This window comes from Lysobacter sp. SCRH-1R (assembly GCF_057747855.1).
This window is the reverse complement of record NZ_CM173227.1, coordinates 3816923-3843711: the sequence shown is the minus strand read 5'-3', so window position 1 is coordinate 3843711 and position 26789 is coordinate 3816923. Positions and strand designations below refer to the sequence as shown.

Below are 26789 nucleotides of genomic sequence, written 5' to 3'. Positions count from 1 at the left end.
CCCGTCGGCCCCGGATCGGGGCGTGCCGGCCATTATGGCGCCGCATCGAGAGGAAGTCGTGAGCCGGAACCGCACGCTCGTGGTCGGCTGGGTCGCCGCGCTGGTGGCGATCGCGCTGTTCGTGAACCTGGGGCTGTGGCAGTCGCGGCGCGCCGTGGAGAAGCAGGCGATGCTCGATGCCGCCGCGGCCGTGATGGCCGACCGCACGCCGCAGCCGCTGTCGCTGGCCGGCGATGCCGCACGTGCGCGCGAGTACGACTGGGCCGCCGGCAGCGGCACGTTCGATGCGCGCGATGCGCTGCTGCTCGACAATCAGCAGCGCAACCGCCGCGCCGGCGTGCGCGTGTATCGCATCTTCGTGCCGGCGCAGGGCGCCCCGATGCTGGTGGATCTGGGCTGGTTGCCGCTGTCGGGCGATCGCAAGCTGCCCGGGATCCCCAACCTGGATGCCCCGCAGGCGCTGCGCGGCCTGCTCGTGCCGCCGCCGTCGAGCGGCCTCGCGCTCGGTCCGGCAATGGCGAAGCAGGGCGACGTCTGGCTGATGACGCGCGTCGACCTGGCGGCCATCGCGAGCGAAACCGGCCTGTCGGTACCGCTCGCGCCGCGTGTGCTGCGCCTGGACCCGGACCTGCGCATCGGCTACGAGCGCGACCTGGAGCTGCTGCCCAACACGCTGCCCCCCGACCAGCATCGCGGTTACGCCGTGCAATGGTTCGCGCTCGCCGCGGCCGTGCTCGCGACCGCGTTGATCCTCACCTTCCGCAAGCGCCGTCGGCCATAAGGAGGTCGCATGAGCGACGACACGATCCCCAATCGCGATATGCCCAACAGGCGCCGCAACCGCATCCTGCTGCTGCTCCTGTTCGCGATGTTCTTCGGCAGCATGCTGGTCGCGGGTTTGCTGCGTTTCTCCGGCTGGCGTCCGTCGGGCACGAAGAACGTCGGCGAACTGCTCGATCCGCCGGGCGATGTGCGCACGCTGTCGCCGCGCCTGCTCGCCGGTGGCGAGTACGTGTGGAAGGGCGCCGAGCGCACCTGGCGCATCGTGATCGCGCCGCCGGCCGATTGCGGAGCCGAATGCGAGACGCTCGCGCGCGAGGTCGACATCGTGTGGCAGCTGTTCGGCAAGGACGCGGACGACGTGCACGTGCTGTGGCTGTGCCCGACCGACGCCTGCGCCTGGCCCGCCGGCGCGCCGCAGCCGGGCACGCTGAAACTGCTGGCGCCCAACGCGCAGCTGCGCGCGGGCTTGGCGCGCGTCGACGACACCGTCGTCGCCGGCAAGCCCGGTGCCCGCGGCGTGCCCGCCTACGTGATCGATCCCTACGGCTTCGTCATTCTGCGTTACGCTCCCGGCTTCGATCCGTCCGGCCTGCGCACGGACGTCGCCCGCCTGGTCAAGTTGAAGTGACCGGCGAACGACGAAGGAACAACGACAGGTTCTGATGAGCAGCATGACCATGCCCACCGAATCCCGGACCGGCTCGCGCCCCGCGGTTTACCGACATTTCCATCGCCTCGCCTGGCTGGCCGTCGCACTCGCGTTCGGCGTCATCGTGTTCGGCGCGTTCGTGCGCCTGTCGAACGCCGGCCTCAGCTGCCCCGACTGGCCGACCTGCTACGGCCGCGCCGCGTGGCCGACCGTCGCGCATGAGGTCGTCGACCACGCCGCCACCGCGATCCGCCCCGTCGAAGTGCACAAGGCGTGGCGCGAGCAGTTCCACCGCATGATCGCCGGCACGCTCGGCGTGCTGGTGCTGGGCCTGGCGCTGCTCGCCGCGCGTCGTCGCAAGTACGGCGTGGCGCAGGTGATCGCGGCCTCGGTGCTGGTCGCCATCGGCATACCGCTCTACATGCACGGCGAACACGTCGCCGCGTCCGTGCTGGCCATCGCCGGCGAGGCGATCCTGCTGGTCGCCGCATTGCGCTGGAGCAACGTCGACCTCGCGCGCGTGGCGTCGATCACGCTCGCGGTGATCATCTTCCAGGCGCTGCTGGGCATGTGGACGGTGACGTGGCTGCTCAAGCCGATCGTCGTGATGGGCCATCTGCTCGGCGGCCTGCTGACGTTCTCGCTGATCCTGTGGATGGCCTGGCGCGCCACGCACATTCCGATCCGGCTTGCCGAAGCCACCCTCGTGCGCCGCCTGGTGATCGCCGGCATCGTGCTGCTTGGCGTGCAGATCGCGCTCGGCGGCTGGACCAGCGCGAACTACGCCGCGCTCGCGTGCGGCAACGATTTCCCGACCTGCGTCGGCCAGTGGTGGCCACGGCACGATTTCCGCGAAGCCTTCGTCCTGTGGCGTGGCATCGGCGTGGATTACGAAGGCGGCATCCTCGACGGCGAGGCGCGCATCGCGATCCAGCTCGCGCACCGCATGATGGCCGTGGTCGTGTTCGTCTATCTGCTGTGGCTCGCGCTGCGCCTGATCCGCACGCCGGGCATGCGCGGCTGGGCGACGCTGCTGGGCCTGCTGGCGTTCGCGCAAGTGGGCCTGGGCATCGCGAACGTGAAGCTCGGCCTGCCGCTGTCGGTCGCGGTGATGCACAACGCCGGCGCGGTGCTGCTGCTGTTCGTGCTGGTGTCGCTGCTGGCGCGCCTGCGCCCGCCGGAGCCGTGATGTCCGCCGCCATGCCCAAAGCCACCGCCAGGCAGTACTGGGACCTCACCAAGCCGCGCGTCGTCGCGCTGATCGTGTTCACCGCGCTCGTGGGCATGTTCCTGGCGGTGCCGGGGCTGCCGCCGCTGCGCGAATCGGTGCTGGGCTTCCTCGGCATCTGGCTCGCGGCGTCGAGCGCGGCGGCGATCAACCAGCTGCTGGACTCGCGCATCGACGCGAAGATGGCGCGCACGTCGTGGCGTCCGATCGTCGCGGGCCAGATCACGCCGACGCAGGCGCTGGTGTTCGCGCTGATCCTCGCCGGGCTGTCGATGACGATCCTCGTGGTGTGGGTGAACACCATCACCGCGATCCTCACCTTCGCCTCGCTCATCGGCTACGCGGTGATCTACACCGTGTTCCTCAAGCGCGCGACGCCGCAGAACATCGTGATCGGCGGCATCGCCGGCGCGGCGCCGCCGCTGCTGGGCTGGGCCGCGATCACCGGCATGCGCGGCGAATGGGACTGGCCGCATGCGCTGCTGCTGGTGCTGATCATCTTCGTGTGGACGCCGCCGCATTTCTGGGCGCTGGCGATCTTCCGCCGCGCCGACTACGCGCGCGCGATGGTGCCGATGCTGCCGGTCACGCACGGCGTGGAATACACGCGCTGGCAGATCCTGTTCTACACGGTGCTGCTGGTCGCGGTGACGATCCTGCCGTGGGCGGCCGGCATGAGCGGACTGTTCTACCTCGGCGGCGCGCTCGTGCTGGGCGTGGTGTTCTTGGGCTACGCATGGCGCCTGATGAACCCGCCGGACGAGATGTACGCGATGAAGGTCTTCAACTACTCCATCGTGTACCTGATGGCGCTGTTCGCCTTCCTGTTGCTGGACCACTGGCTGATGCCGCTGCTGCAGCCGGCGCCGGTGATGGAGTTCCAGCCGCAACCCTGACCCGGGCCGACCATCGAGACCGCCGAATGACGCGCAACCGCTCCCGCCTCGCACTGACTTCGTTGTTCGCCGGCCTCGTTGCCGCCACCTCCGGCGCTTCCGCGCAGGCGCCGACGCTGATCGAACCACGGTCGCCGCCGGGGGAGGTCGTCGTCACCGCCGATCGCCTGCTCGACGTGCGCACCGGCCGCATGGTCGAGCGTCCGCAGGTGCTCGTGCGCGACGGCCGCATCGTCGAGGTCGCGCGCGCCGGCGCCGCGCTGCCGCCGAACGCGCGCCGCATCGACCTGCCGGGCATGACGCTGATGCCCGGCCTGATCGACATGCACGTGCACCTAGACATCGACCCGACCTACGGCGGCTACACCGGCCTGCAGTTCAACGACCGCTTCTGGTCGATGATTTCCGTGGGCAACGCGCAGCGCACGCTGCTGGCCGGCTTCACCACCATCCGCAACGTCGGTGCGGATGCGTGGAACGACGTCGGCCTGCGCCAGGCGATCGACGAAGGCAAGATCACCGGTCCGCGCATCGTCACCGCGGCGTATTCGTTCGGCGCGACCGGCGGGCATTGCGACTCGACGTTCTTCCCGCCGTCGATGAACCAGAAGAGCCCGTACAACGCCGACACGCCCGACGAAGGGCGGCAGCGCGTGCGCGAGCTGCGCAAGTACGGCGCGCAGGTGATCAAGATCTGCGCGACCGGCGGCGTGTTCTCGCGCAACACCGAACCGGGCCAGCAGCAGATGAGCCTCGCGGAGATGAAGGCCGTCGCCGACGAAGCGCACCAGTGGGGCCTGAAGGTTGCCGCGCACGCGCATGGCGCGGCAGGCATCCGCGACGCGATCCGCGCCGGCGTGGACACGATCGAACACGCGAGCCTGATCGACGACGAAGGCATCCGCCTGGCGAAGCAGCATGGCGCGTGGCTGTCGATGGACATCTACAACACCGACTACACGCAGGCCGAAGGCAGGAAGAACGGCGTGCTCGAGGACAACCTGCGCAAGGACCGCGAAGTCGCCGACATCCAGCGCGAGAACTTCCGTCGCGCGCACGCGGCCGGGGCTAGGATGGTCTTCGGCACCGATGCCGGCATCTATCCGCACGGCCACAACGCGAAGCAGTTCGCGGTGATGGTGCGGTATGGCATGACGCCGCTGCAGGCGATCCAGTCCGCGACGCTCGGCGCATCGCAGGCGCTGGCCCGCGAGGACGTCGGCGTGATCGAGGCGAACCGCTGGGCGGACCTGATCGCGGTGCAGGGCGACCCGACGCAGGACGTGACGCTGCTGGAGCGCGTGCCCTTCGTGATGAAGGGTGGGGTGGTGGTCAAGGGTGAGGGCGCGACGCGCGACCTCTGAGCATTCAACGGCCCCTCATTCGACGAACCACCCTCGGATCAACCGTCATCCAGTACCCCGTCATCCCGGCGAAGGCCGCGATCCAGGCCCGTAACGCACGGGCACTCCCGTTCCCGCTCTTGTAGCCCGGGTAAGCGAAGCGCACCCGGGGACGCGCCTGGAAGCGGAATGCCTGACCCGCGCGCTGCGCATGGCCGGCCATGTTGCCTACTGCGCCGCGATCCTCGGCTCCATCTCCGCATCCAGCAGTGGCGTGGCCGAAGGCAGGCGTGCCGGATCCAGCAGCGCCGCCATCGTCGGATCGGCCGGATACGCCGTGCCGTCGAATTCCAGCGCGACGGTGCCGGTTTCCTCGCCTGAGCCGACGTTCACCAGCAGATCGTGCCAGCCGCGATGGGTGCGCGCGCCAACGGCGATCGGCGCACGCACCGACACCGACTGGCTGACGAGCTTGAACCCGTCCTTCCCGCCGCGGAACACCAGCAGCGTGCAGCCGTCCGACTGGCACCAGTTCTGGTCGTCGAGCAGCATCAGCAGATCCTTCGTGCCGTCGCCGTCGAGGTCGGGCATCGCATCGCGGTGCGCGGGCATCTCGCGGATGCTGCGCGAGGCGAGGAAGGTCTGCAGCGCATTGTCGGCGAGTGCCTTCTCGTTGACGGGCGGCGGCAATTCGGCGCTTGCCTGCGCATCGTTGCGCGCGTTGGTGCTGCATCCCGCGCACGAGAACACGGCCAGGGCGAGCGCCGCAGCCAACGTGAATGGGGTTCGCATGTCCAGCTCTCCACCGAAGCTGGCTCAAGCTTGCGCCCGCTGGCGTGGTGGCGGAGTGATCGCTTTTCGGGGGCCGTGTGCGCCCTTGCAGCCCGGGTAAGCGAAGCGCACCCGGGGTGGGGCGCGACAGGTCCCCGGTGCGCTTCGCTTGCCCGGGCTGCAAAGCGTCGCCGCGGATCTACTGCGCCAGCAACGCCTCCTCCCAGAACCGCACCATCGCCGCGTTGAAGAAATCCACGTTCGTCTTCTTCCTGAAACCGTGACCTTCATCGTCGAACAGCAGGTACCAGACCGGCTGGCCGTTCGCGCGCACCGCCTTCACGATCTGCTCCGCCTCGGTGTACGGCACGCGTGGATCGTTCTTGCCCTGCGCGACGAACAGCCGCGCGCGGATGCGGTCGGCATGGTTGAGCGGCGAGATCGCATCGAACACCTTCGCCATCTCCGGATCGCGTTCGTCGCCGTATTCCGCGCGGCGAAGATCGCGGCGGTAGCTTTCGGTGTTCTTCAGGAACGTGCCGAAGTGGGAAATGCCCACGACGTCCACGCCGGCCCGGATGCGGTCGCTGTAATGCATCAGCGAGGCGAGCACCATGTAGCCGCCGTAACTGCCGCCGTACACGCCCACGCGCGAGGCGTCGAGTTCGGGCTGCCGCGCGATCCAGTCCAGCAGCGCGCCGATGTCCTTCACCGAATCCTCGCGCTTTTCCGCGTTGTCCAGGCTCAGGTACGTCTTGCCGTAGCCTTCCGAACCGCGCACGTTCGGCAGCAGCATCGCCACGCCGAGTTCGTTCGCCATGAACTGCGCGGTCGGGTTGAACAGCGGCAACGACTGGCCTTCCGGGCCGCCGTGGATGTTGATCACGACGGGAATCTTCTTTCCGGCCGGAACGTTCGCAGGACGGTAGTAGAACGCCGGGATCTCGCGCGGCTTTCCATCGACCGTGTCGAATGTCGGGTAATGCACCAGCGTCGGCGCGACGAATTTCGACGCGTCGAGGCCGCCCACTTCGCTCTGCGTCCAGCGCGTGAGCTTCGCGGCGTCGAGATCGATGACGTACACATCGCTCGGCGACGTCGCCGAGTTGAGCGTCACCGCCAGCCGCCCGCTGTCGGGCGAGAAGCCGAGGTTCACCACCACGCCCACCGGCAGCTGCGGCAGCTTCAGTTCCCGGTGCGACGGCAGCGCGAGCACGTGAAGCTTGTAGATGCCGTCCTCGTTCGTGGTGTAGGCGAGGTGCTTGCCGTTGTCGGCGATCGTCAGGTCCGCGACGTCCCACGGCGTATCGGCCGTGAGCACCTCGAACTTGCCGGTCTTCGGATCGTGATGGCGCAGGGTGAGGAACTCCTGCGCCTTTCCGTCGATGGGTTCGTCGGAGATGTAGTACACGCCGCGTCCGTCGGGCGAATACCTGAAATCCTTGAGCGCCGCCTTGCCGCCATCCACGGGAAGCATCTCGAGCCTGCCGGTGGCCACATCGACCACGCCCGGATACGATTCGGCGGCCGAGACGTACTTCAGCACCAGCAGTTCGCGGCCGTCGGGCGAGAAGTCCATCGCGTTCCACTGCCCGCCTTCGGTGACGAGCACGCGCGGCTTGCGCGTGGCGAAATCCATCACCCACACGTCGGTGTCCTTTCCGTTGCGCGCGGTGCTGCTCCACGCGAACCGCGTGCCGTCGTGCGAGAACAGCGGGCCCTGGTTGCGCGCCTTGCCGTCGGTCAGCAGCGTGGTTTCGCGCGATTTCAGATCGAACCAGTGCAACTGCCAGAACTCGTTGCCGCCGACGTCCTTGCCGAACACGAAGCCGTCGAGCTTCGCGCGCGGCGGCGCCGCTTCGATCGCGGCGAGCGGCTCGGGATAGAACGTGAGCTGCTCGCGCATGCCCATCGGCGCGCACACGCGATGCGCCTGCGCGGTCTCGGCGAAGCGCGTGCTGACGAGCAGGCAGTCGTCGCTCCAGCCACCGAAGACCGCGCCGCGCGTGTTCTGGTAGCGGCGCAGGCGCTCGGTCAGTTCGGGCGGAATCGGCGGGATGTTCTCGCTGATGCGATTGCCGGCCTGCTCGCGCACCACGGCGGACGAGGGCTTCGGTTCGGGCGCTTTCGCCTTCTGCGCGGCGGCCGGCGCGGCGCAGGCGAGGAGCAGGGCGGACAGGAGCATGGAACCGCGTGGCGACATGGGCGTTCCCCCGGGATGAAAGCCCGAGCTTAGCCCGCGCCGCCTTTGCCGCGCCGGGCCGGTGCCGCGATCGCCGGCGGACGGTCAGCCCGCGCCGACGGCACCCGGGCGTATCCGGCGCCACAGGGCGCGCACGCCGAAGCGCACGCCCGCCGAGAGCGCGGCGAAGACCAGCGCGACCAGCAGCGGCAGCACGCCACCGAACGTGAAGGCCATGCCGGCGACGAAGCCCGCGATGCACTCGGCGCGATAGACCGGCGCGAGGATCGCCACGCCGAACAGGCCGAAGAACAGCGCCTGCATGAGGCCCTGCGCCCCGAACTCGAAGCCGGTGGCGAGCGCCATTCCGTACAGGAACGACAGGATCAGCCCCGCCCACATGGCGCGCGTGAACCCACCCAGCCGTCGCGCGCGCCAACCCAGCGCGAGGCCGATTGCGGGCAGCGTCAGCAGGCCGAACGCGTTCGAGATCGCGGGCATGTCGGCGCGGTTGAGCAGGTGGTGGCTCTGGATGCCGCCGCCGAGCGCTTCCAGCGTGAGCTGCACGATCGCGCAGGCCAGCCCGATCGCTGCGGGCACGAGGAGCAGGCGGGTCGAAGACGGCATCGGGAACGCGCTCGGCGGGAGGATGCCGTCACTGTCGCCCGGCGTCCGCTCCCGTCGCATATGCGGAAAGTTCGGGTGACGTTCCGCCCGACCGGCGGTACTCAGTGCCGCTGCAGCAACCGCAGCGACAACAGCTCGCGAAGCTCCTGCTTCTCCGCATCGACCAGCGTCGCCATCCGTGCCTGCAGCGCTTCGATGCGCGCCTGCAACGCCTGCGCGTCGAGGCGCGCGATGGCATCGAGGAACGCCTGCTGCCGGCGGTCGGCGTCGTCCAGCACGCGCGCATCCAGCGGCGTGGCGGCGGTGGTCTCCACCGCACCCGCGGTGGCGAGCCTGGTCAGCGCCGGCGCTTCGTTGCGGTCGGCGAAATGCTCCAGCAGCAGGCCGGTGGAGATGTCGGGCCGCTGATGCACCAGCTCGATGATCTCCACCAGCAGACCGATGCCCGGCTGGTCGAGCGAGGCGAAATGCAGCGACGGCGGCAGCGCGAGCGCGACCTGCGGCTGCTGCATCAGCATCGTGATCGCGCTGCGCACCAGCGAGGGTTTCGAGCCATGCGGCGCGTTGCCGGCCGTACGCGCGCGCTGCGCGGGAACGTGCGTTTCCGGCGAGCTCGCACGTGCGCCGACGCCGGTGAGTTCGGTCAGGCGCTGCTTCATCAGGTCGCCGAACGCGCCGTCGGGAATCTGCGCGAGCAGCGGCTTCGCGCGTTCGGCGAGGCGACCCTTGCCTTCGAGCGTGTGCAGGTTGACGTCGCTGGAGAGCGAGTCGAAGAAGAACTGTGACAGCGGCGTCGCCTGTTGCAGCCGCGCTTCGAAACCGTCACGACCTTCGGCGCGCACCAGCGAATCGGGATCCTCGCCCTCGGGCAGGAACAGGAAGAACGCCTGGCGACCGTCCTTCATGCGCGGCAACACGGATTCCACGGCCTTCCATGCGGCGCCGCGACCGGCGCGGTCGCCGTCGAAACAGAAGTACACGTCGGGCGCGTTGCGGAACAGCAGCTCGGCGTGATCGGGCGTGGTCGCGGTGCCGAGCGTCGCCACCGCCGTGTCGAAGCCGTTCTGGAACAGCGCGATCACGTCCATGTAGCCTTCGACGACGATCAGCCGTTCGATCCTGTTGTGCGCCTGGCGCACCTGCCACAGGCCGTAGAGTTCGCGGCCCTTGTGGAACAGCTCGGTTTCCGGCGAATTGAGGTACTTCGGGCCGTTTTCCTTGTCGAGCACGCGACCGCCGAACGCGATCGTGCGACCGCGGCGGTCGTGGATCGGGAACATCACGCGATCGCGGAACTTGTCGTAGACGTGGCCGCGATCGTTCTTCGAGAACAGGCCGCCGCGTTCGAGCAGCTTCATGCGTCGCGGATCGGTGCCCAGCGCATCGCGCAGCGCGTTGAAACCATCGGGTGCGTAGCCGAGCGAGAAACGCGCGCGTGTTTCGGCATCGACACCGCGACTGTCGAAATAGCCCAGCGCGCGGCCGTTGTTCGCCAGCTGCTTCTGGAAGAACTTCGACGCCGCATCGAGCGCGCCGTACAGGTCCTGGCTGTCGGGATTCGCGTTGCGCTGGTGCGTGTCGCGCGGCACTTCCATGCCCAGGCGCTTGGCGAGTTCTTCCACCGCGTCGAGGAACTCGAGGCGGTCGTAGTTCATCAGGAAGCTGATCGCGGTGCCGTGCGCGCCGCAGCCGAAGCAGTGATAGAAGCCCTTCACCGGCGAGACGGTGAAGCTCGGCGAGCGCTCGTCGTGGAACGGGCAGCGCGCCGAATATTCCTTGCCCTGGCGCTTGAGCTGCACGCGCGAACCGATCACCTCGACGAGGTCGGTGCGGGCGAGCAGGTCATCGATGAAAGCGTCGGGGATGCGGGCCATTGGACGATAAGGATGCCACGCGGCTGCAGAGGCGACGAAGCCGGGCATGCGCCCGGCTTCGGTGTTCGATCGATCCCTGACGTAATGGAGGCGCTGCGATCCTTCAAAGCGCCCGGCACGGAGGCAGCAGTTCCTTGAACCTCCGGGGCGAGCCGCATCGGCATGGATCGTTGCGGCCGGGCTTCTCCACCCGCTCCTCGTTTCCATGCACCATCCGGTCGCCGCGCTTCACGCGCGTCCGGGACGGGTATCCCTTGCGGCGCTTACTCGTGACCTCGAAAGCAGGCGACGGCGTGGTGGTTGTTCTTCATGGTGCATCTCGTTGCCAAGGCCCGCCGGGTGGCGGGCCGGAAAACGTCCTTACGGGCTCAGGCGCTTCTTCACCAGCGCCGACACCTGCCCCATGTCGGCCTGCCCGGCGAGCTTCGCCTTCAGCGGGCCCATGAGCTTGCCCATGTCGGCCGGACCGGACGCGCCGGTTTCGGCGATGGCGGCGTCGATGGCGGCCAGGATCTCGGCCTCGCCCATCTTGGCCGGGATGTAGCGCTCGATCACGACGATTTCGTCGCGCTCGACCTGCGCAAGGTCCTCGCGGCTGGCCGCTTCGTACTGGCTGACCGAGTCGCGGCGCTGCTTGACCATCTTGTCGAGGACGGCGATCACGGCGGCATCGTCCAGCTCGACGCGTTCGTCCACTTCCTTCTGCTTGATCGCGGCGTTGATCAGGCGGATCACGGCCAGGCTGTGCTTGTCGCCGCCCTTCATGGCGGCCTTCATGTCGTCGGTGAGTCGCTGCTTGAGGGTCATGGCTGGGGTCCCGGGATCAGGATTGGAGGATTCGGGATTCGAAACGCCGGGGCCCGGCTGGGGGGAGGCGGGTCTGATCCCGAATCCCCGATCTCGAATCCCGAGAATCGGAAACACAAAAAGCCGGCAGCGCAGGGCGCGGCCGGCTTGTGCGATGCGTCCGGAAGCGGGTCGCGCGAGGCGCGGGCCCGCCAGGGCGATCAGTACAGGCGCTGACGCTTGGTCACGTCGCGCGAGGCGCGGCGCGCCTGGCGCTTCACCGCGGCTGCGGCCTTGCGCTTGCGTTCCTGGGTCGGCTTCTCGTAGAACTCGCGCTTGCGGGTCTCGGCCAGGACGCCGGCCTTCTCGCAGGTGCGCTTGAAGCGACGCAGAGCAAACTCAAAAGGCTCGTTTTCGCGGACTTTGACGCTGGGCATACGTAATCTCGTTTCGGTAACCGGCCCGGGCAGGCCGGGGAAGAGCCGCGCATTATAGCGGCGGGCTTCTTGAAGGTGCAACATAGGCCCACACTTCGGACGCAGGTCCTTGAATCCACACGCGTCCGGCCCGCCGGAAGCGGCCCTGCGCCCCCTCGCGGAAGTCCTTCCTTGAAAGTCCTCGGCATCGAAACCAGCTGCGACGAGACCGGCGTGGCCGTCTACGACACGCAATCCGGCCTGCGCGCGCACGCCCTGTACAGCCAGATCGCGCTGCACGCCGAATACGGCGGCGTGGTGCCCGAGCTGGCCAGCCGCGACCACGTCCGCAAGCTGCTGCCGCTGGTCCGCGAAACCCTGCGCGAGGCCGGCCTGAGCACGTCGGACCTCGATGGCGTCGCGTATACGGCCGGTCCCGGCCTGGTCGGCGCGCTGCTGGTGGGCGCCGGCGTGGCGCGTTCGATGGCGTGGGCGCTGGACGTCCCGGCGATCGGCGTGCACCACATGGAAGGCCACCTGCTGGCGCCGCTGCTGGAGGACGATCCGGAGCGCGGCCGTCCCGAGCCGCCGTTCGTCGCGCTCCTCGTCTCCGGCGGCCATACCCAGCTGGTGCACGTGGAGGCCATCGGCCGCTATCGCCTGCTCGGCGAGACGCTGGACGACGCGGCCGGCGAGGCCTTCGACAAGACCGCCAAGCTGATGGGCCTTCCCTATCCCGGCGGCCCGCAGCTCGCCGCGCTGGCCGAGCAGGGCCGCCCCGGCGTGTTCAGGTTCGCCCGGCCGATGACCGACCGCCCCGGCCTCGATTTCAGCTTCAGCGGCCTGAAGACGCAGGTGCTGCTGGCGTGGAAGGACAGCGACCAGGGCGACGCGGTCCGCGCCGACATCGCGCGCGGCTTCGAGGACGCCGTGGTCGACACGCTGTCGATCAAGTGCGAACGCGCGCTGGACGCGGCCGGTTGCGACACGCTCGTCGTCGCCGGTGGCGTCGGCGCGAACAAGCGCCTGCGCGCGAAGCTCGACGAGATGGCGCGCAAGCGCGGCGGCCGCGTGAGCTTCCCGCGCCCGCAGTTCTGCACCGACAACGGCGCGATGATCGCCTACGCCGGCGCGCTTCGGCTCGCCGCCGGGCAACACGGCGACCTCGCGGTGCGCGTCACGCCGCGATGGGATATGGCGACGCTCGAGGCCGTGGTTCATGGTTCGTGATTTGGTGATTCGCGAGCGCAACGGCGCGTCGGGTTAAGCTTTCGCTGTTCGAATCACGTATCCCCAATCACGAATCACGGCCTTCCCATGGACCACGTCTTCATCGAAGGCCTCGAAATCGAGGCGCTGATCGGCATCTACGACTGGGAGCGGCGCATCCGCCAGCCGCTGGTGTTCGACATCGAAATGGCCTTCGACAACCGCGTGCCGGCGGCGAGCGACGCGATCGAGGACACGCTGAACTACAAGGCCGTCAGCAGGCGCGTCGTCGAGTACGTCAGCCAGTCGGATTTCGGGCTGGTGGAAACGCTGGCCGAACGCGTCGCGCAGATCATCCTCGACGAGTTCGGCGTGCAGCGCGTGCGCCTGAAACTGAGCAAGCCCGGTGCGGTGCGCGGTGCGCGCGCGGTGGGCGTGACGATCGAACGTTCCGCATCCTGAAGCTGGCGCCACGTTCCGCATGAGCCGCGCCTACCTGAGCCTGGGCAGCAACGTCGATGCCGTGGCGCATCTGCGCGCCGCCGTGAACGCATTGCGCGAACGCTTCGGCGACGTCGTGCTGTCGGCGGTGTACCGCACGCGCGCCGTCGGTTTCGACGGCCCCGATTTCCACAACGCCGCCGCGATCATCGACACCGACCTGGACCCGCACGCGCTCAACGCGTGGCTGCACGCGCTGGAAGATGCGCACGGCCGCGACCGCAGCGGCCCGCGTTATGGCGATCGCACGCTCGACATCGACATCGTGCTGTTCGATGGGCTTTCGCTGGAGGGCGCGGGCAACCTGCGCATTCCGCGTCCCGAGCTGAAGCACGCATTCGTGCTGCGCCCGCTGGCGGAAATCGCGCCGGACGTCGTCGTGCCCGGCACCGGCCGCACGCTGGCGCAGTTGTGGGATGCGCATCCCGAGCGGGAGGCGACGCTCGAGACGGTGGGGCTGTAAGGCGCTTCGGTATTCGGGAAAGCGGGCCATGCGTCGCGCTTTTCCGCTCTTGCCGATCCCGGATCCCCAATCCCGAATCCCCGCCCCCTTGCCACCACGGCCACGCCGGCCCGACGATGCGCGCTGGTCCATGGGGGACCGGGGAAAATCGCGATGTTCGAGAAGTTCTCACGCAGTTGGGAGCTGGTGAAGGCGAGTGCGGCCGTCCTGCGCTCGGACAAGGAGCTGATGGTGTTTCCGATCATCTCCGGCATCGCCACGCTGGTGGTGCTGGCGACCTTCCTGGTGCCGGTGATCGGCTGGCGCGTCTTCAGCCAGGGCGCCGCATCGGGCGTGGTGTGGGTGTTCCTGTTCTATTTCTGCCAGTACACGGTGATCGTGTTCTGCAACAGCGCGCTGGTGGCCGCGGCGATGATCCGGCTGGACGGCGGCGATCCGACGCTGGCCGACGGCTTCAATGCGGCCAAGGCGCGGTTGCCTTCGATCCTGGGGTATGCGGCGATCGCGGCGACGGTGGGCGTGATCCTCAAGCGCATGAAGGACGACGACAACCTGCTGATGCGCCTGGTCGGCGGCGGCCTGGGCGCGGCGTGGACGCTGGCGACGTTCCTGGTGGTGCCGGTGCTGGTGCACCAGGAAGTCGGTCCGTTCGAGGCACTCAGGCGCAGCGCCAACCTGCTGCGCCGCACCTGGGGCGAGAACGCGATCGGCAACGTGGGCATCGGCCTGGCGTTCGGGCTGATCTCGTTCGCGATCGTGGTGGTCGGCGCGCTGGTGGCGTTCGTGGCGGCGCAGCTGTCGGCGGCGCTGGCGGTGGTTGTCGTCGTGCTGTTCGTGATCGGCCTGCTGATGCTGGGCGTGTACCAGGCGGCGCTGAGCGGGATCTATTCGGCGGCGTTGTACCGCTACGCGATGGAAGGCGAGGCGCCGCCGGCGTTCCGCGCGCTGCAGTTGGAGTCGGCGTTCGCGGCGAAGTGATCGCAGTGCCGGGGCCCCGGCCTTCCTTGGATGGCGGTGTTCTCGGGAGGCGATGTTGCCGGTCGCCGATGTTCTTTCGTAGCCCGGGTAAGCGAAGCGCACCCGGGTAGGCGGGGTGATGGCGTCCCCGGGTGCGCTTCGCCTACCCGGGCTGCAACACCCGCCCATGCAGGCGACCAGCGCGCCGATCGAACTAGACCCCCAGCAACCGCCCCCCATCCAGATGCAGCACCTGCCCCGTGCTGTAGTGCGCATCCTGCAGCAGCCAGCGCACGGCGTCGGCGACTTCCTCCGGCGTGCCGGTGCGGCCCAGTGGAGTGCGGGCGAGCATCGCCTGCTGCGCCGACGTGTCGCCGCGATCTTCCGGCCACAGGATCGCGCCCGGCGAAACCGCGTTGACGCGCACGTCCGGCCCGAGCTCCAGCGCGAGCGAGCGCGTCATCATCAGCAGCGCCGCCTTCGCCATGCAGTAGAGCGTGTGCTCGCGCAGCGGGCGTTCGGCGTAGAGGTCGCACAGGTTGACGATCGCGCCGCGCGAGGCGCGCAGGTGCGGCGCCGCGGCCTGCGCGAGGAAGAACGGCGCGCGCGCATTGCTGGCGAACAGCGCGTCCCACTGCGCCGGCGTCGCCGTGCCGATCGGCGTGGGCGTGAATGTCGATGCGTTGTTGACCAGCGCATCCAGCCGGCCGAAGCGGCCGATGCACTGTGCGACGAGCTCGGGCAAACGATCGAATTCCGCCAGATCCGCCTGCAACAGCAGCGTGCTTCCGGGGCGCGCGCGTTCCAGTTCCGCCGCCAGTGCGTGCGCATCAGCGGCCGAGTCGCGGTAATGCAGCGCGATGTCGTATCCCGCCGCATGCAGGCCGCACGCGATCGCGGCGCCGATACGCCGGGCCGCGCCGGTGACCAGCGCGACCGGCGGCGTGGCGGGGCGGGGCGTGCTCAACGGGGCATGCTCATGACGGGGCGCTCCGGCGCGTGGCGTATCCTGAGCGGCCAGTGTTCCCACGGCGATGCCGCATGTCCACCGATTCCCCCTCGCATCGCCCCGACCCGCGAGAGCGCCAGCGCGAAGCCAATGCCCTGCCGGCGCCCGACGCCGACGCGCTCGCGCACAGCGCGCGACTGGGCGAACTGATCCGCGCGCAGATCGCCGACAACGGCGGCGCGATTCCGTTCTCCCGCTTCATGGAACTGGCGCTGTACGCGCCGGGCTTCGGCTACTACAGCGCCGGCACGAGCAAGTTCGGCGAGAGCGGCGATTTCGTCACCGCGCCGGAACTCGGACCGATCTTCGCCGCCTGCGTGGCCGACAGCGTCGCGCCGGTGTTCCGCCAGATGGGGCCGCAGGCGCGTTTCCTGGAACTGGGCGGCGGCACCGGCGCATTCGCCGAGGTCGCGCTCAAGCGGCTGATGGAACTGGATGCGCTGCCGGACCGCTACTGCATCCTCGAGCCCAGCGCGCAGCTGCGCCATCGCCAGCGCGAACGCCTGCAGGAACGCCTCGTGCCGCCGCTGTTCGAGCTGGTCGAATGGCTCGACGGTCCGTTCAACGACGAATGGGACGGCGTGCTGTTCGCCAACGAGGTGATCGACGCGCTGCCCACGCCGCGTTTCGCCATCGAAGCGGGCGAGGTGTACGAGGAGCACGTCGCGATCGAAGCCGGCGAACTCGTGCGCGTGCTGCGTCCGGCCGATGCGTTCCTGGGCAATGCGGTGCGGCACCTGGAGCGCCAGCTCGGGCGCGAGTTCGAACACGGCTACCGTTCCGAAGCGCTGCCGCAGCTGCCGTACTGGGTGCAGGCGGTGTCCGGCGGCATGCGCAGCGGCGCGATGCTGTTCGTCGATTACGGCTATCCACGCGGCGAGTACTACCAGCCCGATCGCAGCGACGGCACGCTGCGCGCGTTCTATCGCCATCGCATGCACGGCGAACCGCTGCTGTGGCCGGGCCTGCAGGACCTCACGGCGTCGGTGGATTTCACCGCGCTGGCCGAAGCCGGTGTCGCCGCGGGCTTCGATTTCGCCGGTTACTGCTCGCAGGCGAGTTTCCTGCTCGGCAATGGCCTGGCCGGGGTGCTGGAGCGGATCGAGCGCATCGCCGACCAAGACGAGCGCATGAAGCGCACGCAGGAAGTGAAGCGCCTCACGCTGCCCAGCGAGATGGGCGAACGCTTCCAGGTGATGGGCTTCGAGAAGGGCGTCGAATTCGGCGCGGCCTTCCTCGTCGGCGACCTGAGTTTCCGCCTGTGAGCGCCATGGCGACGACCCGGCGGCGGTGGCTGCGCGAGTTCCGCTGGCCCGCGCTGTGGGTGGCGATCTGGATCGCGATGATCGCCGCCGTGGTGGCGTCCTCGCTGCTGCCGGCGCACGACCTGCCGGAGGTGCCGGACGGGTTCGACAAGGTCGAGCACTTCCTCGGCTACCTGCTGCTCGGCGCATGGGCGGTGATGCTGTTCGCGACGCGGCGGGCGCAGGCCGTCGCGGCGGCGGGGCTCATCGCGCTGGGCGTGGCGCTTGAAGTCGCCCAAGGCGCGTGGACGGTCTCGCGCATGGCCGATTCGGCCGATGCGCTGGCCAATTCGCTCGGCGTGCTGGCCGGGCTGATGCTGGGCCCCACGCCGGTGGCGCGGGCGTTGCTGCGGGTGGAGGCGGCGATCCGGCGCTGATGCGGGCGGTTTGCTGAAGTTGCCAGCGCACGGCAGCAGGTTGCGCGACGTTCGTGTGCGATGGTTGACCCCGCCAGCCTCCAAACCTCGGGAAGCGACCTCATCGCAGGCGTGGGAATCGGACAAAAGATCGCCATAAAACCAGATTAGGCAAAGTTTCGATAGGTATTGCGCAAAGGTTAAAGGCTGGTTAAAGCTCCGGGCTGGGCTCGACAGGGGGAGTCCGCCCACCCTGAGCAAGGAAACCGCCATGCCCGTTGCCACCCGACATCGCCTGACCACGGCCGTCGCCGCCGCGCTGTTCGCCACTGCTCTTCCCGCCGCCGCGCAGGACGTCGCGCAGGAGGCGGCACAACCGACCCAGGCCGCGACGCCGGCGGCGCAGCCCGCCCGCCAGGACGCCGTGGATCTCGACAAGCTCGTCGTCACCGGCACGCGCGTGCAGGGCCGTTCGCCGACCGAATCGCTCTCGCCGGTCGACGTCTTCCGTCCGGCCGACCTGGAGAAGCAGGCCTCGGCCGACTTCACCGACCAGCTGGCCAACATCGCCCCGTCGTTCAACACCCAGCGTTTCCCGATCGCCGACGGCACCGCGTTCGTGCGTCCGGCCAACCTGCGCAACCTGCCGCCCGACCAGACGCTGGTGCTGATCAACGGCAAGCGCCGGCATCGCTCGGCGCTGGTGAACCTGCAGGTCGAACCCTTCGGCACCGTCAACCAGGGTTCGCAGGCGGTGGACTACAGCCTGATTCCCTCCGCCGCGATCCAGCGCGTGGAAGTGCTGCGCGACGGTTCGTCCGCGCAGTACGGCTCCGACGCCATCGCCGGCGTGATCAACGTGCTGCTCAACGACTATGCCGACGGCGTGCGCATCGACGGCCAGTACGGTTCGACCTACGAGGGCGACGGCGACAAATGGCGCAGCTCGGTCAACTTCGGCGTGCCGCTGAGCGACAGCGGCTTCTTCAACATGACGTTCGAATACTTCGACAGCGACCACACCTCGCGCGGCATCCCGCGCGCGGACGCGGCGCAGGTGGGGGCGGCCGTCGGCAACGACCTGGTGCCGTTCGAAGGCCTCGGCCAGCGCTGGGGCGACCCCGACGGCGAAGGCCTGCGCACGTTCTTCAACGCCGAATACCCGATCAGCGAGAACGTCAGCCTGTACGGTTTCGGCAGCTACGCCGACACGAAGTACGAATCCAGCTTCTTCTACCGCACGCCGGTCGGCGTGCCGGGCGTGGCGCCGCGCAACACGCTGCTGGTGGACACCGAGGGCGCGTTCGACGCGGACGGCAACCCGATCGGCGACGGCCTGCCCGATCCGGTCGCGCAGTCGATGATCGACGACATCCTCGCGCGCGGCCTGGATCCCGCCGACTACCTCACCGCCGATGCGTCGAGCCCGTCGGGCTGGGTCGCGCTCAATCCGATCTACACGCTGTTCCCGGGCGGCTACACGCCGACCTTCGGCGCGGACCTGAAGGACTACGAGGGCGTGTTCGGCGCGAAGGGCGAAACCGCCGGCAGCCTGCGCTGGGACGTGAGCCTGCGCCAGGGCGAGAACCGGATGGTCTACAAGATGGCCGACTCGATCAATCCGAGCCTCGGCCGCCTCAGCCCCACGCGTTTCGAGCCGGGCGACCTGACCCAGCTCGAACGCGGCGCCAACGCGGACTTCGTGTGGCCCTGGCAGAACGACGTGTTCGCAACGCCCGTCAACGTCGCCTTCGGCGCGGAATGGCGCGAGGAAACCTACAAGATCCGCGCGGGCGATCCGGCGTCGTGGGAGAACGGCCCGACCGGCGCGCTGTTCGGCGTGGGTTCGGACGGCTTCCAGGGCGACTCGCCGGAAGCCGCGGGCGATTTCAGCCAGTACAGCCGCTCGGCTTACCTGGACCTGGAAACCGACGTGGTCGAACGCTGGACCGTGGGCGTTGCCGGTCGTTACGAGGACACGTCGAACTTCGACAGCACCTTCGACTGGAAGGTCTCCACGCGCTTCGCCTTCACCGACGCGTTCGCCGTGCGCGCCACCGTCAACACCGGCTTCCGCACGCCCACGCCGGGCCAGCTCAACACGCTGGACGTGACCACCACCGCCGATTCCTCGGGCAACCTGGTTCCGCTGGGCACGTTCCCGGTGAACAGCGATGCGGCGATCGCGCTCGGCGCGCAGCCGGTGACGGCGGAGGAATCGCGTGCCTACTCGGCCGGCTTCGTGTATGCGCCGAACGATGTCTTCAGCCTCACGCTCGATTACTACAACATCGACGTGGACGACCGCATCGCGTTGCAGACGATCAACGTCGCCGACGGCTCGCCGGAACAGCAGGCGCTGATCGACGCCGGCGTGCCCGGTGCGGAACTGCTGCGCCAGGTGTCGTACTTCGTCAACGGCTTCGACAGCACCGTGCAGGGCGTGGACCTGGTGGCAGTGTATCGCGCCGACTTCGGCGGCATGGGCACGGGCGTGTTCGACTTCCGCCACAGCTACAACAAGCAGGAAGTGGACAGCGTCGCGGTGATTCCGGGCACGACCACGCCGGTGATCGACGCCGAACGCGTGGCGGACCTGGAGAACCAGCTGCCGAACAATCGCAGCGTGATCACCTTCGACTGGCGCTCGCCCTGGAACGTGAACATCACCGCGCGCGCGAACTACTACGACAGCTGGGAGGACTTCACCTTCGGCGAGCAGGGCGAGTTCGGTTCGGAGTGGCTGTTCGACCTCTCGGCGACCTTCAGCTTTTACGAGGACAAGCTGCACGTGACCGTCGGCGGGACCAACATCTTCGACAACTATCCCGACCGCGAGACCAACAGCACGCTGACCTTCCTCGGCGCGAAGTACCCGCTGTCCTCGCCGTTCGGCTTCAACGGCGGCGAGTGGTACATCAAGGCGAACTACCAGTTCTGAGGCTGGAGCGTGACGTGCCGGCCGGCGTACGCGCCGGCCGTGCTGAATGGAGCGGTTTTCGCGGCTGCGACGGTGTTCACGGTTGCGTGCTGGAAGCGCTTCCTGCGCGGTTCGCGCGAGCGGATCCTGTGACGGCTGCATCGGTCACTAACGCATTCTTCACGTATCGTGCGCTTGCGATGCCCGCCTGAACAGCGGCTCCAAACGTGGTCGATCCCGGTGCCAGGGGGCGAGGGAATCCGACACGAAAGACCCAACGGGGGGAAGAAACGCCGGGCGACTGGGGAGTCGTCCGGCGTTTTTTGTTGCGAGGTCATGGCGCGCCTCTCTGAGCGATTGCCTTGAGCCCTGGCGCGGCGAGATCGAGCTTTTGTAGCCCGGGTAAGCGAAGCGCCCCCGGGTGGGCAGCAAGGGGCCCGGGGTGCGCTTCGCATACCCGTGCTACAAGAGCAAACGCGCACGGCCTCCGAAGCGACGAACTACAGCTTCTTCCCCGTTGCCTCCGCGATCGCGCGGATTCTCGCCTTGCGGATCGCCTCGCCGACGTCCGGTCCGCTCAACCCACGCGCGACATCCTCCGCGCGCACCGTCATCGCCGCGGCGAGTGCGGCCTTGAGGGCTTCGCCCTGTGGATACGGCACGTCCTGCAGTCCGGCGCGGCCGCGCTTGTCGGCCTCGCACACCAGCGCCATCTGCGCGATGCGCGCCGGCTTGCGGAAGCCGTCGCAGCGCGCGATCAGCTCGTACACCGTGCGCGCGCGCAACTCGTCGAAGCGATGCACGTTGAGGTGCTCGCGGCAGACGGCTTCGGCGAGCTGGCGATGTTCGGTCGGCACCTTCAACCGGTCGCACAGGCGACGCAGCGGCGCGACGCCAGCCTGTTCGTGGCCCAGGTGCTTGGGCAGCACGTGTTCGGGCGTCAGCGCCTTGCCGAGGTCGTGCGTCATGGCCGCGAAGCCGATCAGGTCGTCGCCCGGCGCGAGGCGCGCGGCCATGTCGCACACGAGTTCGACGTGCACGCCCGTATCGACTTCCGGGTGGTACTCCGCGCGCTGCGGCACCCCGTACAGCGCGTCGACTTCCGGCAGCACGACGGCGAGCGCACCCGCATCGTGCAACGTGCGCAGGAACGCCGACGGCGTCGCGCAGGCCAGCGCACGCCGCGTTTCCTGCCAAACGCGCTCGGCGGTGAGTTCGGCCAGTTCGCCCGAGGCCACCATCTGGCGCATCAGCGCCATCGTTTCCGGCGCGACGGTGAAGCCCAGCGAGGCGAAGCGCGCCATGAAGCGCGCCGCACGCAGCACGCGCAACGGATCCTCCGCGAACGCCGGCCCGACGTGGCGCAGCAAGCGGGCCTCGATGTCGCGCGCGCCGCCGTAGGGATCGACCAGCGTGCCGTGCTCGTCCTGCGCGATCGCGTTGATGGTGAAGTCGCGGCGCTGCAGGTCGTCTTCCAGCGTGACCGAAGGATCGGCGTCGACGACGAAGCCGCGATAGCCGCGACCGCTCTTGCGTTCGGTGCGCGCGAGCGCGTGCTCCTCGCCGGTGCGCGGATCGAGGAACACCGGGAAATCGCGACCCACGGCGCGGAAGCCGGCCGCTTCCATCGACGCCTGGGTTTCGCCGACCACCACCCAGTCGTTGTCGCCGGGCGGCAGGCCGAGCAGGCGGTCGCGGACCGCGCCACCGACCAGAAAACGCTTCATCGCGGCGCGTGCTGGGCGAGCAGCGCGAGGATCTCGCGCACGCCGCTGTCGCGGCCGAGCGTGCGTGCGATCGGCGCCGGCTGGCCCGACAGCCAGATGCGCAGTTCCGAATCCATGTCGAAATGCCCGGCCGTTTCCACCGAGAACATCACGATGCTCCGGTACGGAATGCTCAGGTACTGCACCTTGCTGCCGGTGACGCCCTGCTTGTCGACCAGGATCATGCGGCGATCGGTGAAGACGATCAGGTCGCGAACCAGGCCGAACGCGCGTTGCAGGGTTTCGCCCGGGGCGAGCAGCGGCGCGAATTCCTCGGCGAGCTTGTCGACCGGCTTTTCGCCGGCGTGGCCGAGCAGGGTATCGATGAGGCCCATGGTCCTCTCCTTTCGAGTGAGGCCACGGATGTTAAACGCACACGCACGGAGCCAGCGTGCAGGCTGGCTCCGTGCGTGGGGCGGTGATTACTGGGCGCCGCCGAGGTCGATGTTGTTGAGCGAGCGGCCACCGCCGTTCAACGCATCGCGCGCATCGGAGGCTTCCTTGCGGCGCTGCGCCGCGGTGCGGCAATCGCGCGAGACCATGTTGCTGCCGACGGTGCGGACCTTGCGGCAGATGAGCTTGTCGTCGGCGTCGCGGGAACCGAGGACCTCGCTCGGCTTCTCGGCCGGCTGCGGGCTCGCCTGCTCGGTGGGGGCGGGGTGTGCCTGCGCAGCGGGGGCGGGCGCGCCTGCCTGTCCGATGGCCAGACCCACGACAGCTGCCGCGATGAGGGAAAGGGTCATGTCGATGCTTCCTTTGCGGTGGGGCGGCCGGGGCCGCAAACGCCGAGCCTATCAACTTTCCCGGCACGTTGCGCAAAGGGGATCAGCAGCCGGCGAGAGCCTCTCCGATGCGGGGTTCCACCGGCGTGGGGGTGATGCCGAGCCGGCGCAGGCCGTCCTCCAGGCTGACCGAATCCAGCTGCAGGGACCGCCAGTTGTCGCGGCTGATCGGCTTCCCGGGCAGCCATTCGCCGATCTCGGCCTGGAACTTGCCGAGCGATGCCGGCAGCCCGAGCACCCCGCGATGGCGCCCGCGCCCGCGCGCGGCGAGCTTCACGATCTGCCGGAGCGTCATCACATCCGGGCCGATGAGGTCGTAGGCCTGGCCGGCGCTGCGCGGTTCGTCGAGCGCCCTGGCGTACGCCTCGACCACGTCGCCGACCCACACTGGCTGGAAGCGCGCGTCGGCGCGGCCGATCGGCAGGATCGGCGCGAACTTCAGCAGGCCGTCGAACCGGCAGAACAGGCCATCGCCGGGGCCGGCGATGACCGACGGACGGAACAGCGTCCAGTCCAGGCCGGATGCGCGCACGTGCTGCTCGGCGCGCCCGCGCGAGCGCAGGTAGTGGCTGTCGCCGCGGCCGGCGTTGAGGGCGCTCATCTGCAGCAGGCGACGCACGCCCATGCGCTTCATCGCGTCGATCAGCGCGTCGGTGATGCCGACGAACACGCGTTCGAAGCCGTCGCCGCGATCGCCCTTCTCGTTGAGGATGCCGACGAGGTTGACCACCGCGTCGGCGTCGTCGAGCACGGCGGCGAGGAAGTCGGCATCGGCGACGTCGCCTTCGATCAGGCTCGCGCCGTTGGGCTTGAGCGCACGCTTGCCGGCGTCGACGCCGCGACTGAGCACGGTCACGCGATCGCCGCCCTGCAACAGGCGCGCGACCAGATGCCGGCCGACGAAGCCGGTGCCGCCGAGAACCACCACGTGACGTTGTGCCATGGACGAAAGTCTAGGCGACGGCGGCGTTCAACGCTGTGATCTGGAACGGGATTGTGTCGCCGGTGGCACCGGCGCGGTGGCCGGGGTGGGGCATTCGAAACGCTTGCGCGGGCCGTCGGTGCGCCCGCGCAGCCTGTCGCTCAGACGCAGCGCGTCGCCGTTGAGGCGCCAGTCGTACAGCACGCTGAAGGCCAGCACGCGGGCGACGTATTCGCGCGTTTCCTTGTAGCTGATGGTCTCGATCCAGAAGTCCGGATCCATGCCCGGCCGCTGCGACTGCCAGCGTCCCAGCGGCGCCGGGCCGGCGTTGTAGCCGGCGATCACCTGGTAGGGCTGGCCGCCGTATTTGTCCATCAGCTGGCGCAGGTACGCGGTGCCCAGGACGATGTTGGTGTCCGGATCGAAGAGGCTGTCCGCGCCGCCCCACGGCATGCCGATGCGGCTCGCGACACCGGCACCGGTGCCGGGCAGGACCTGCATCAGCCCCATCGCGTTCGCCGACGAACGCGCACGCGGGTAGAAGATGCTTTCGGCGCGGATTTCCGCCGCCACCCACGCCGGATCGAGGTTGTTCTTCAACGCCTCGCGCCGGATCGTCGCCTCGTGATGCAGCGGGAAGCGCAGGCCGTACAGGCGCTGTTCCTCGGGATTCTTTCCGAGCGAGAACACCGCGCGATCGAACCAGCCGTTGCCCTGCGCCACTTCCACCGCGATGCGGCGCTGCTCGTCGTTGAAGCGAGAGAGCGCATCGTCCCATTCGCGCGTCGCCCAGCCGGTGCGGTCGATCTGGAACAGCCCCATCGCGCGAACCATCGCCGGATCGCGCGCGACGGCCTGCTGCGCCGCGGTGCTGCTTTCCGGCAACCACGGGCACAGCGCATACGGCTGGTCGAGACGATCGGCGGCAAGGAAGCCGTGGAATTCGGGCTTTCTCGCGGCCTCGCGGAACAGGCGCTCGGCATCGGGCTTGCGTCCGGCCAGTTCGCTCAGGCGCGCTTCGAAGTAGGTCCAGCGCGAATCGTTCCGCTGCTTCGCACCCATCTTCTGGATCGCCGCCAGCGCGGCCGGCCAGTCGGATCGCGACATCGCCTCGCGCACGCGCCATTCGTGCAGGCGTTCGTCGTACGCGGAGGCGGGCACCGCGTTGAGGCGCCGCGCCGATTCGGGTTCGTAGGACGCCACCGTCCACAGCGCGATCTGGTACAGGACGCGGCCACGTTGCGCTTCGCTCAAGCCCAGCGCATCGGCATGGCGCGGAAGGATCGCCTCGGCGCCGGCCGGGGACGACTTGCCGTACTTCGCCAGGCCCTGCGATGCGATCTCGCGGCTGCGTTCGGTCTTCGGCCAGGCGAGCGCGCGTTCGTGCGGGCTTTCGAGGAACGCCGCGTAGTCGTTCGCCAGCGCGGCCTGGTCGGGCGGCAGCCCACTCGCGGCTGCGCGCATCACGCCCGGCTGCCATTTCGCGGCGGCCAGTTCGATGCGCTCCCACCGCAGTTCCGGTGTCAGCCCGCCCTGCGCGGAGAGCGCGGCGATCGGATCGTCGCAGGCATCGGGCAGCGAGTCGCCGGTGCGCCAGATCGCCTGCATGTCGCGGGTCCATTGCGCATCCGCGCGGCCGACGGCCTGGCGCGCATTGAGCTCATGGCAGCGCAGGGTCGTGCTCTTGATCGACGGACTCCACGCGGCCAGCACCGAGGACCAGTCCTGGCGCCGCGCCGAAGCGGCGATCCAGCTTTCGCGGAACGCCTCCGCTGCAGCCTGCCCGCGATTGCGCGAGAGGAAGCCCTGCGCGATGCCGGGCGACAGGTTGTCGATGTCGCGCCGAAGCGAGGCGTACTCGATCCACGGGTACAGCGGATGCTGCGCGAGGTCGGAGAACTGCGTCGCATCGAAGCGGCCGGTTTCCGCGGCCTCGAGCGCGTCGCGCACGCGCGGCAGCCTGGAGTCGGCGAGCGGCCTGGGCAACGCGGGAATGGAGACGCGCGGCGCGGCGGCGGGCGTCTGCGCGCAGGCAGACGCCGCAACGGCAACGCTGCACGCAGCGAGTACGATGATGAATGGGCGGGGGACCATTGCCGGGACTATAGCCCAGCATCGTGAAGCGGCCGTCTCCATGATGCCGGTCGCGGTCAGGCACGGTTCCGGTTGCGATGGGCCGTGCGATGGATCGTCGTCGTCGTCGCGCGTTTCGTCATTGCACTTGCTTTCGATCTGGAGCTTCCATGTTGCTTGCACTGTTCGTGTTCCTGGGTCTTGGTGCGATCGCCGGTGTTCTCGCGGGCCTGCTCGGCGTGGGCGGTGGCCTGGTGCTGGTGGCGGCGCTGGCGTGGTTGTTGCCCGGCATGGGCATTCCGAAAGAGGCCGCGATGCACGCCGCACTGGCCAGTTCGCTGGCGAGCATCGTGCTGACCGCCGCGGCATCGGCGCGCGCGCACGCCAGGCGCGGCAGCGTGTCGTGGCCGACGGTGGCGTGGATGGTGCCGGGCCTGCTGGTCGGCGGCTGGTTCGGCAGCGCTCTGGCCGTGCGCATCGACGACGGCGTGCTGCGCTGGATCGTCGCGGGTTACTGCTTCCTCGCCGCGGCGCAGCTGATCTTCGGCGGCACGCGCGCTGCCGGCGATGCGCAGGTGCCCGCGCCGCGCGGCGTGCCGATGACCGCGGCCGGCGTGGGTATCGGCGCGATGTCCGCGGTGGTGGGCATCGGCGGCGGCAGCATGACGGTGCCGCTGCTGGTGTGGCGCGGCGTGGTGCCGGTGCGCGCCGTTGGCACGTCGTCCGCGTGCGGGGTGGCGATTGGCCTTGCGAGCGCCGTCGGCTATGCGTTGCATGCGCCGGCCGGCGCGCTGCCGCAGCACGCGGTCGGTTACGTCTACCTGCCCGCGGCGATCGGCGTTGCCGCCGCCTCGGTGTTCGCGGCGCCCTACGGAACGCGGCTGGCGCATTACCTGCGCGGCGACACGCTCAAGCGCGTGTTCGCGGGTTTCCTGGTGCTGGTGGGTACCAGCCTGCTGCTGGGCGCCTGAC

The 26789-nt window shown here is 69.1% G+C and carries 25 protein-coding genes; 13 read left to right on the top strand and 12 right to left on the bottom strand.

What is annotated here, in order from left to right; genetic code table 11:
- The first annotated feature begins 58 nt into the window (after positions 1-58).
- From AC3ANK_RS17585 to AC3ANK_RS17565, 5 genes are read left to right on the top strand one after another with little or no spacing between them, the layout of a single operon-like run.
- Positions 59-781 (top strand): SURF1 family protein, encoded by a 723-nt coding sequence (locus AC3ANK_RS17585; RefSeq protein WP_484171596.1) that lies wholly within the window; start codon positions 59-61, stop codon positions 779-781.
- Positions 782-790: 9 nt separating this feature from the next.
- Positions 791-1411, top strand: a complete 621-nt coding sequence (locus tag AC3ANK_RS17580) for a hypothetical protein (protein WP_484171595.1) — start codon at positions 791-793, stop codon at positions 1409-1411.
- A gap of 43 nt (positions 1412-1454) precedes the next feature.
- Entirely contained in the window at positions 1455-2621 is a 1167-nt protein-coding gene (locus AC3ANK_RS17575) for a COX15/CtaA family protein (protein WP_484172895.1), read from the top strand.
- A gap of 11 nt (positions 2622-2632) precedes the next feature.
- Complete coding sequence (locus AC3ANK_RS17570) at positions 2633-3556, top strand: heme o synthase (RefSeq protein WP_484172894.1); 924 nt, start codon at positions 2633-2635, stop codon at positions 3554-3556.
- A 26-nt stretch (positions 3557-3582) separates the two neighbouring features.
- Positions 3583-4920: a Xaa-Pro dipeptidase gene (locus tag AC3ANK_RS17565; RefSeq protein WP_484171594.1), complete on the top strand. Its 1338-nt coding sequence runs from the start codon at positions 3583-3585 to the stop codon at positions 4918-4920.
- A 207-nt stretch (positions 4921-5127) separates the two neighbouring features.
- Here AC3ANK_RS17565 and AC3ANK_RS17560 read toward each other — a convergent pair whose 3' ends face one another.
- The 6 genes from AC3ANK_RS17560 to rpsU form a co-directional block, all read right to left on the bottom strand.
- Complete coding sequence (locus AC3ANK_RS17560) at positions 5128-5691, bottom strand: hypothetical protein (protein WP_206862405.1); 564 nt, start codon at positions 5689-5691, stop codon at positions 5128-5130.
- A 178-nt stretch (positions 5692-5869) separates the two neighbouring features.
- Entirely contained in the window at positions 5870-7855 is a 1986-nt protein-coding gene (locus tag AC3ANK_RS17555; protein WP_484171593.1) for a S9 family peptidase, read from the bottom strand.
- A 102-nt stretch (positions 7856-7957) separates the two neighbouring features.
- Positions 7958-8479, bottom strand: coding sequence for a hypothetical protein (locus AC3ANK_RS17550; RefSeq protein WP_484171592.1), 522 nt, complete (start codon positions 8477-8479; stop codon positions 7958-7960).
- Positions 8480-8580: 101 nt separating this feature from the next.
- Positions 8581-10353, bottom strand: a complete 1773-nt coding sequence (dnaG, locus tag AC3ANK_RS17545; RefSeq protein WP_484171591.1) for a DNA primase — start codon at positions 10351-10353, stop codon at positions 8581-8583.
- Positions 10354-10713: 360 nt separating this feature from the next.
- A complete protein-coding gene (locus AC3ANK_RS17540) occupies positions 10714-11160 on the bottom strand; it encodes a GatB/YqeY domain-containing protein (protein WP_206862401.1) in 447 nt (148 codons plus the stop codon).
- Between the two features lie 200 nt (positions 11161-11360).
- Positions 11361-11576 (bottom strand): 30S ribosomal protein S21, encoded by a 216-nt coding sequence (gene rpsU / locus AC3ANK_RS17535; RefSeq protein ID WP_031371286.1) that lies wholly within the window; start codon positions 11574-11576, stop codon positions 11361-11363.
- Between the two features lie 171 nt (positions 11577-11747).
- Here rpsU and tsaD point away from each other — a divergent pair, with 171 nt between their 5' ends.
- The 4 genes from tsaD (at position 11748) to AC3ANK_RS17515 (ending at position 14706) form a co-directional block, all read left to right on the top strand.
- A complete protein-coding gene (tsaD, locus tag AC3ANK_RS17530; RefSeq protein WP_484171590.1) occupies positions 11748-12785 on the top strand; it encodes a tRNA (adenosine(37)-N6)-threonylcarbamoyltransferase complex transferase subunit TsaD in 1038 nt (345 codons plus the stop codon).
- Between the two features lie 87 nt (positions 12786-12872).
- Positions 12873-13226 carry a dihydroneopterin aldolase gene (folB, locus tag AC3ANK_RS17525; RefSeq protein ID WP_484171589.1) on the top strand — a complete coding sequence of 118 codons (354 nt, stop codon included), beginning with the start codon at positions 12873-12875 and terminating at the stop codon, positions 13224-13226.
- Positions 13227-13245: 19 nt separating this feature from the next.
- Positions 13246-13728: a 2-amino-4-hydroxy-6-hydroxymethyldihydropteridine diphosphokinase gene (folK, locus tag AC3ANK_RS17520; protein ID WP_484171588.1), complete on the top strand. Its 483-nt coding sequence runs from the start codon at positions 13246-13248 to the stop codon at positions 13726-13728.
- Between the two features lie 153 nt (positions 13729-13881).
- On the top strand, positions 13882-14706 hold the full coding sequence (locus tag AC3ANK_RS17515) for a DUF6159 family protein (protein WP_484171587.1): 825 nt from the start codon (positions 13882-13884) through the stop codon (positions 14704-14706).
- A gap of 193 nt (positions 14707-14899) precedes the next feature.
- Here AC3ANK_RS17515 and AC3ANK_RS17510 read toward each other — a convergent pair whose 3' ends face one another.
- Positions 14900-15652, bottom strand: coding sequence for a pteridine reductase (locus AC3ANK_RS17510; protein ID WP_484171586.1), 753 nt, complete (start codon positions 15650-15652; stop codon positions 14900-14902).
- A 74-nt stretch (positions 15653-15726) separates the two neighbouring features.
- Between AC3ANK_RS17510 and AC3ANK_RS17505 the strand changes: the two genes are divergently transcribed.
- The 3 genes from AC3ANK_RS17505 to AC3ANK_RS17495 all read left to right on the top strand — a co-directional run bounded on the left by AC3ANK_RS17505 (position 15727) and on the right by AC3ANK_RS17495 (position 20295).
- A complete protein-coding gene (locus tag AC3ANK_RS17505) occupies positions 15727-16959 on the top strand; it encodes a class I SAM-dependent methyltransferase (RefSeq protein WP_484171585.1) in 1233 nt (410 codons plus the stop codon).
- A gap of 5 nt (positions 16960-16964) precedes the next feature.
- The gene (locus AC3ANK_RS17500) at positions 16965-17375 is read left to right on the top strand and encodes a VanZ family protein (protein WP_206862394.1); all 411 of its coding nucleotides are present in this window, start codon (positions 16965-16967) and stop codon (positions 17373-17375) included.
- A gap of 250 nt (positions 17376-17625) precedes the next feature.
- Complete coding sequence (locus AC3ANK_RS17495; RefSeq protein WP_206862393.1) at positions 17626-20295, top strand: TonB-dependent receptor plug domain-containing protein; 2670 nt, start codon at positions 17626-17628, stop codon at positions 20293-20295.
- A gap of 479 nt (positions 20296-20774) precedes the next feature.
- Here AC3ANK_RS17495 and AC3ANK_RS17490 read toward each other — a convergent pair whose 3' ends face one another.
- From AC3ANK_RS17490 to AC3ANK_RS17470, 5 genes are all read right to left on the bottom strand, one after another.
- Entirely contained in the window at positions 20775-22001 is a 1227-nt protein-coding gene (locus AC3ANK_RS17490) for a multifunctional CCA addition/repair protein (RefSeq protein WP_484171584.1), read from the bottom strand.
- Positions 21998-22375: a PH domain-containing protein gene (locus AC3ANK_RS17485; RefSeq protein WP_206862391.1), complete on the bottom strand. Its 378-nt coding sequence runs from the start codon at positions 22373-22375 to the stop codon at positions 21998-22000. Before AC3ANK_RS17485 ends, AC3ANK_RS17490 begins: the two co-directional genes overlap by 4 nt.
- A gap of 87 nt (positions 22376-22462) precedes the next feature.
- Positions 22463-22783: a hypothetical protein gene (locus AC3ANK_RS17480; RefSeq protein ID WP_206862390.1), complete on the bottom strand. Its 321-nt coding sequence runs from the start codon at positions 22781-22783 to the stop codon at positions 22463-22465.
- Positions 22784-22865: 82 nt separating this feature from the next.
- Entirely contained in the window at positions 22866-23765 is a 900-nt protein-coding gene (locus AC3ANK_RS17475) for a complex I NDUFA9 subunit family protein (protein WP_484171583.1), read from the bottom strand.
- Positions 23766-23792: 27 nt separating this feature from the next.
- Positions 23793-25817: a lytic transglycosylase domain-containing protein gene (locus AC3ANK_RS17470; RefSeq protein WP_484172893.1), complete on the bottom strand. Its 2025-nt coding sequence runs from the start codon at positions 25815-25817 to the stop codon at positions 23793-23795.
- Positions 25818-25987: 170 nt separating this feature from the next.
- Between AC3ANK_RS17470 and AC3ANK_RS17465 the strand changes: the two genes are divergently transcribed.
- Positions 25988-26788, top strand: a complete 801-nt coding sequence (locus tag AC3ANK_RS17465; protein ID WP_484171582.1) for a sulfite exporter TauE/SafE family protein — start codon at positions 25988-25990, stop codon at positions 26786-26788.
- Position 26789: the final 1 nt, after the last annotated feature.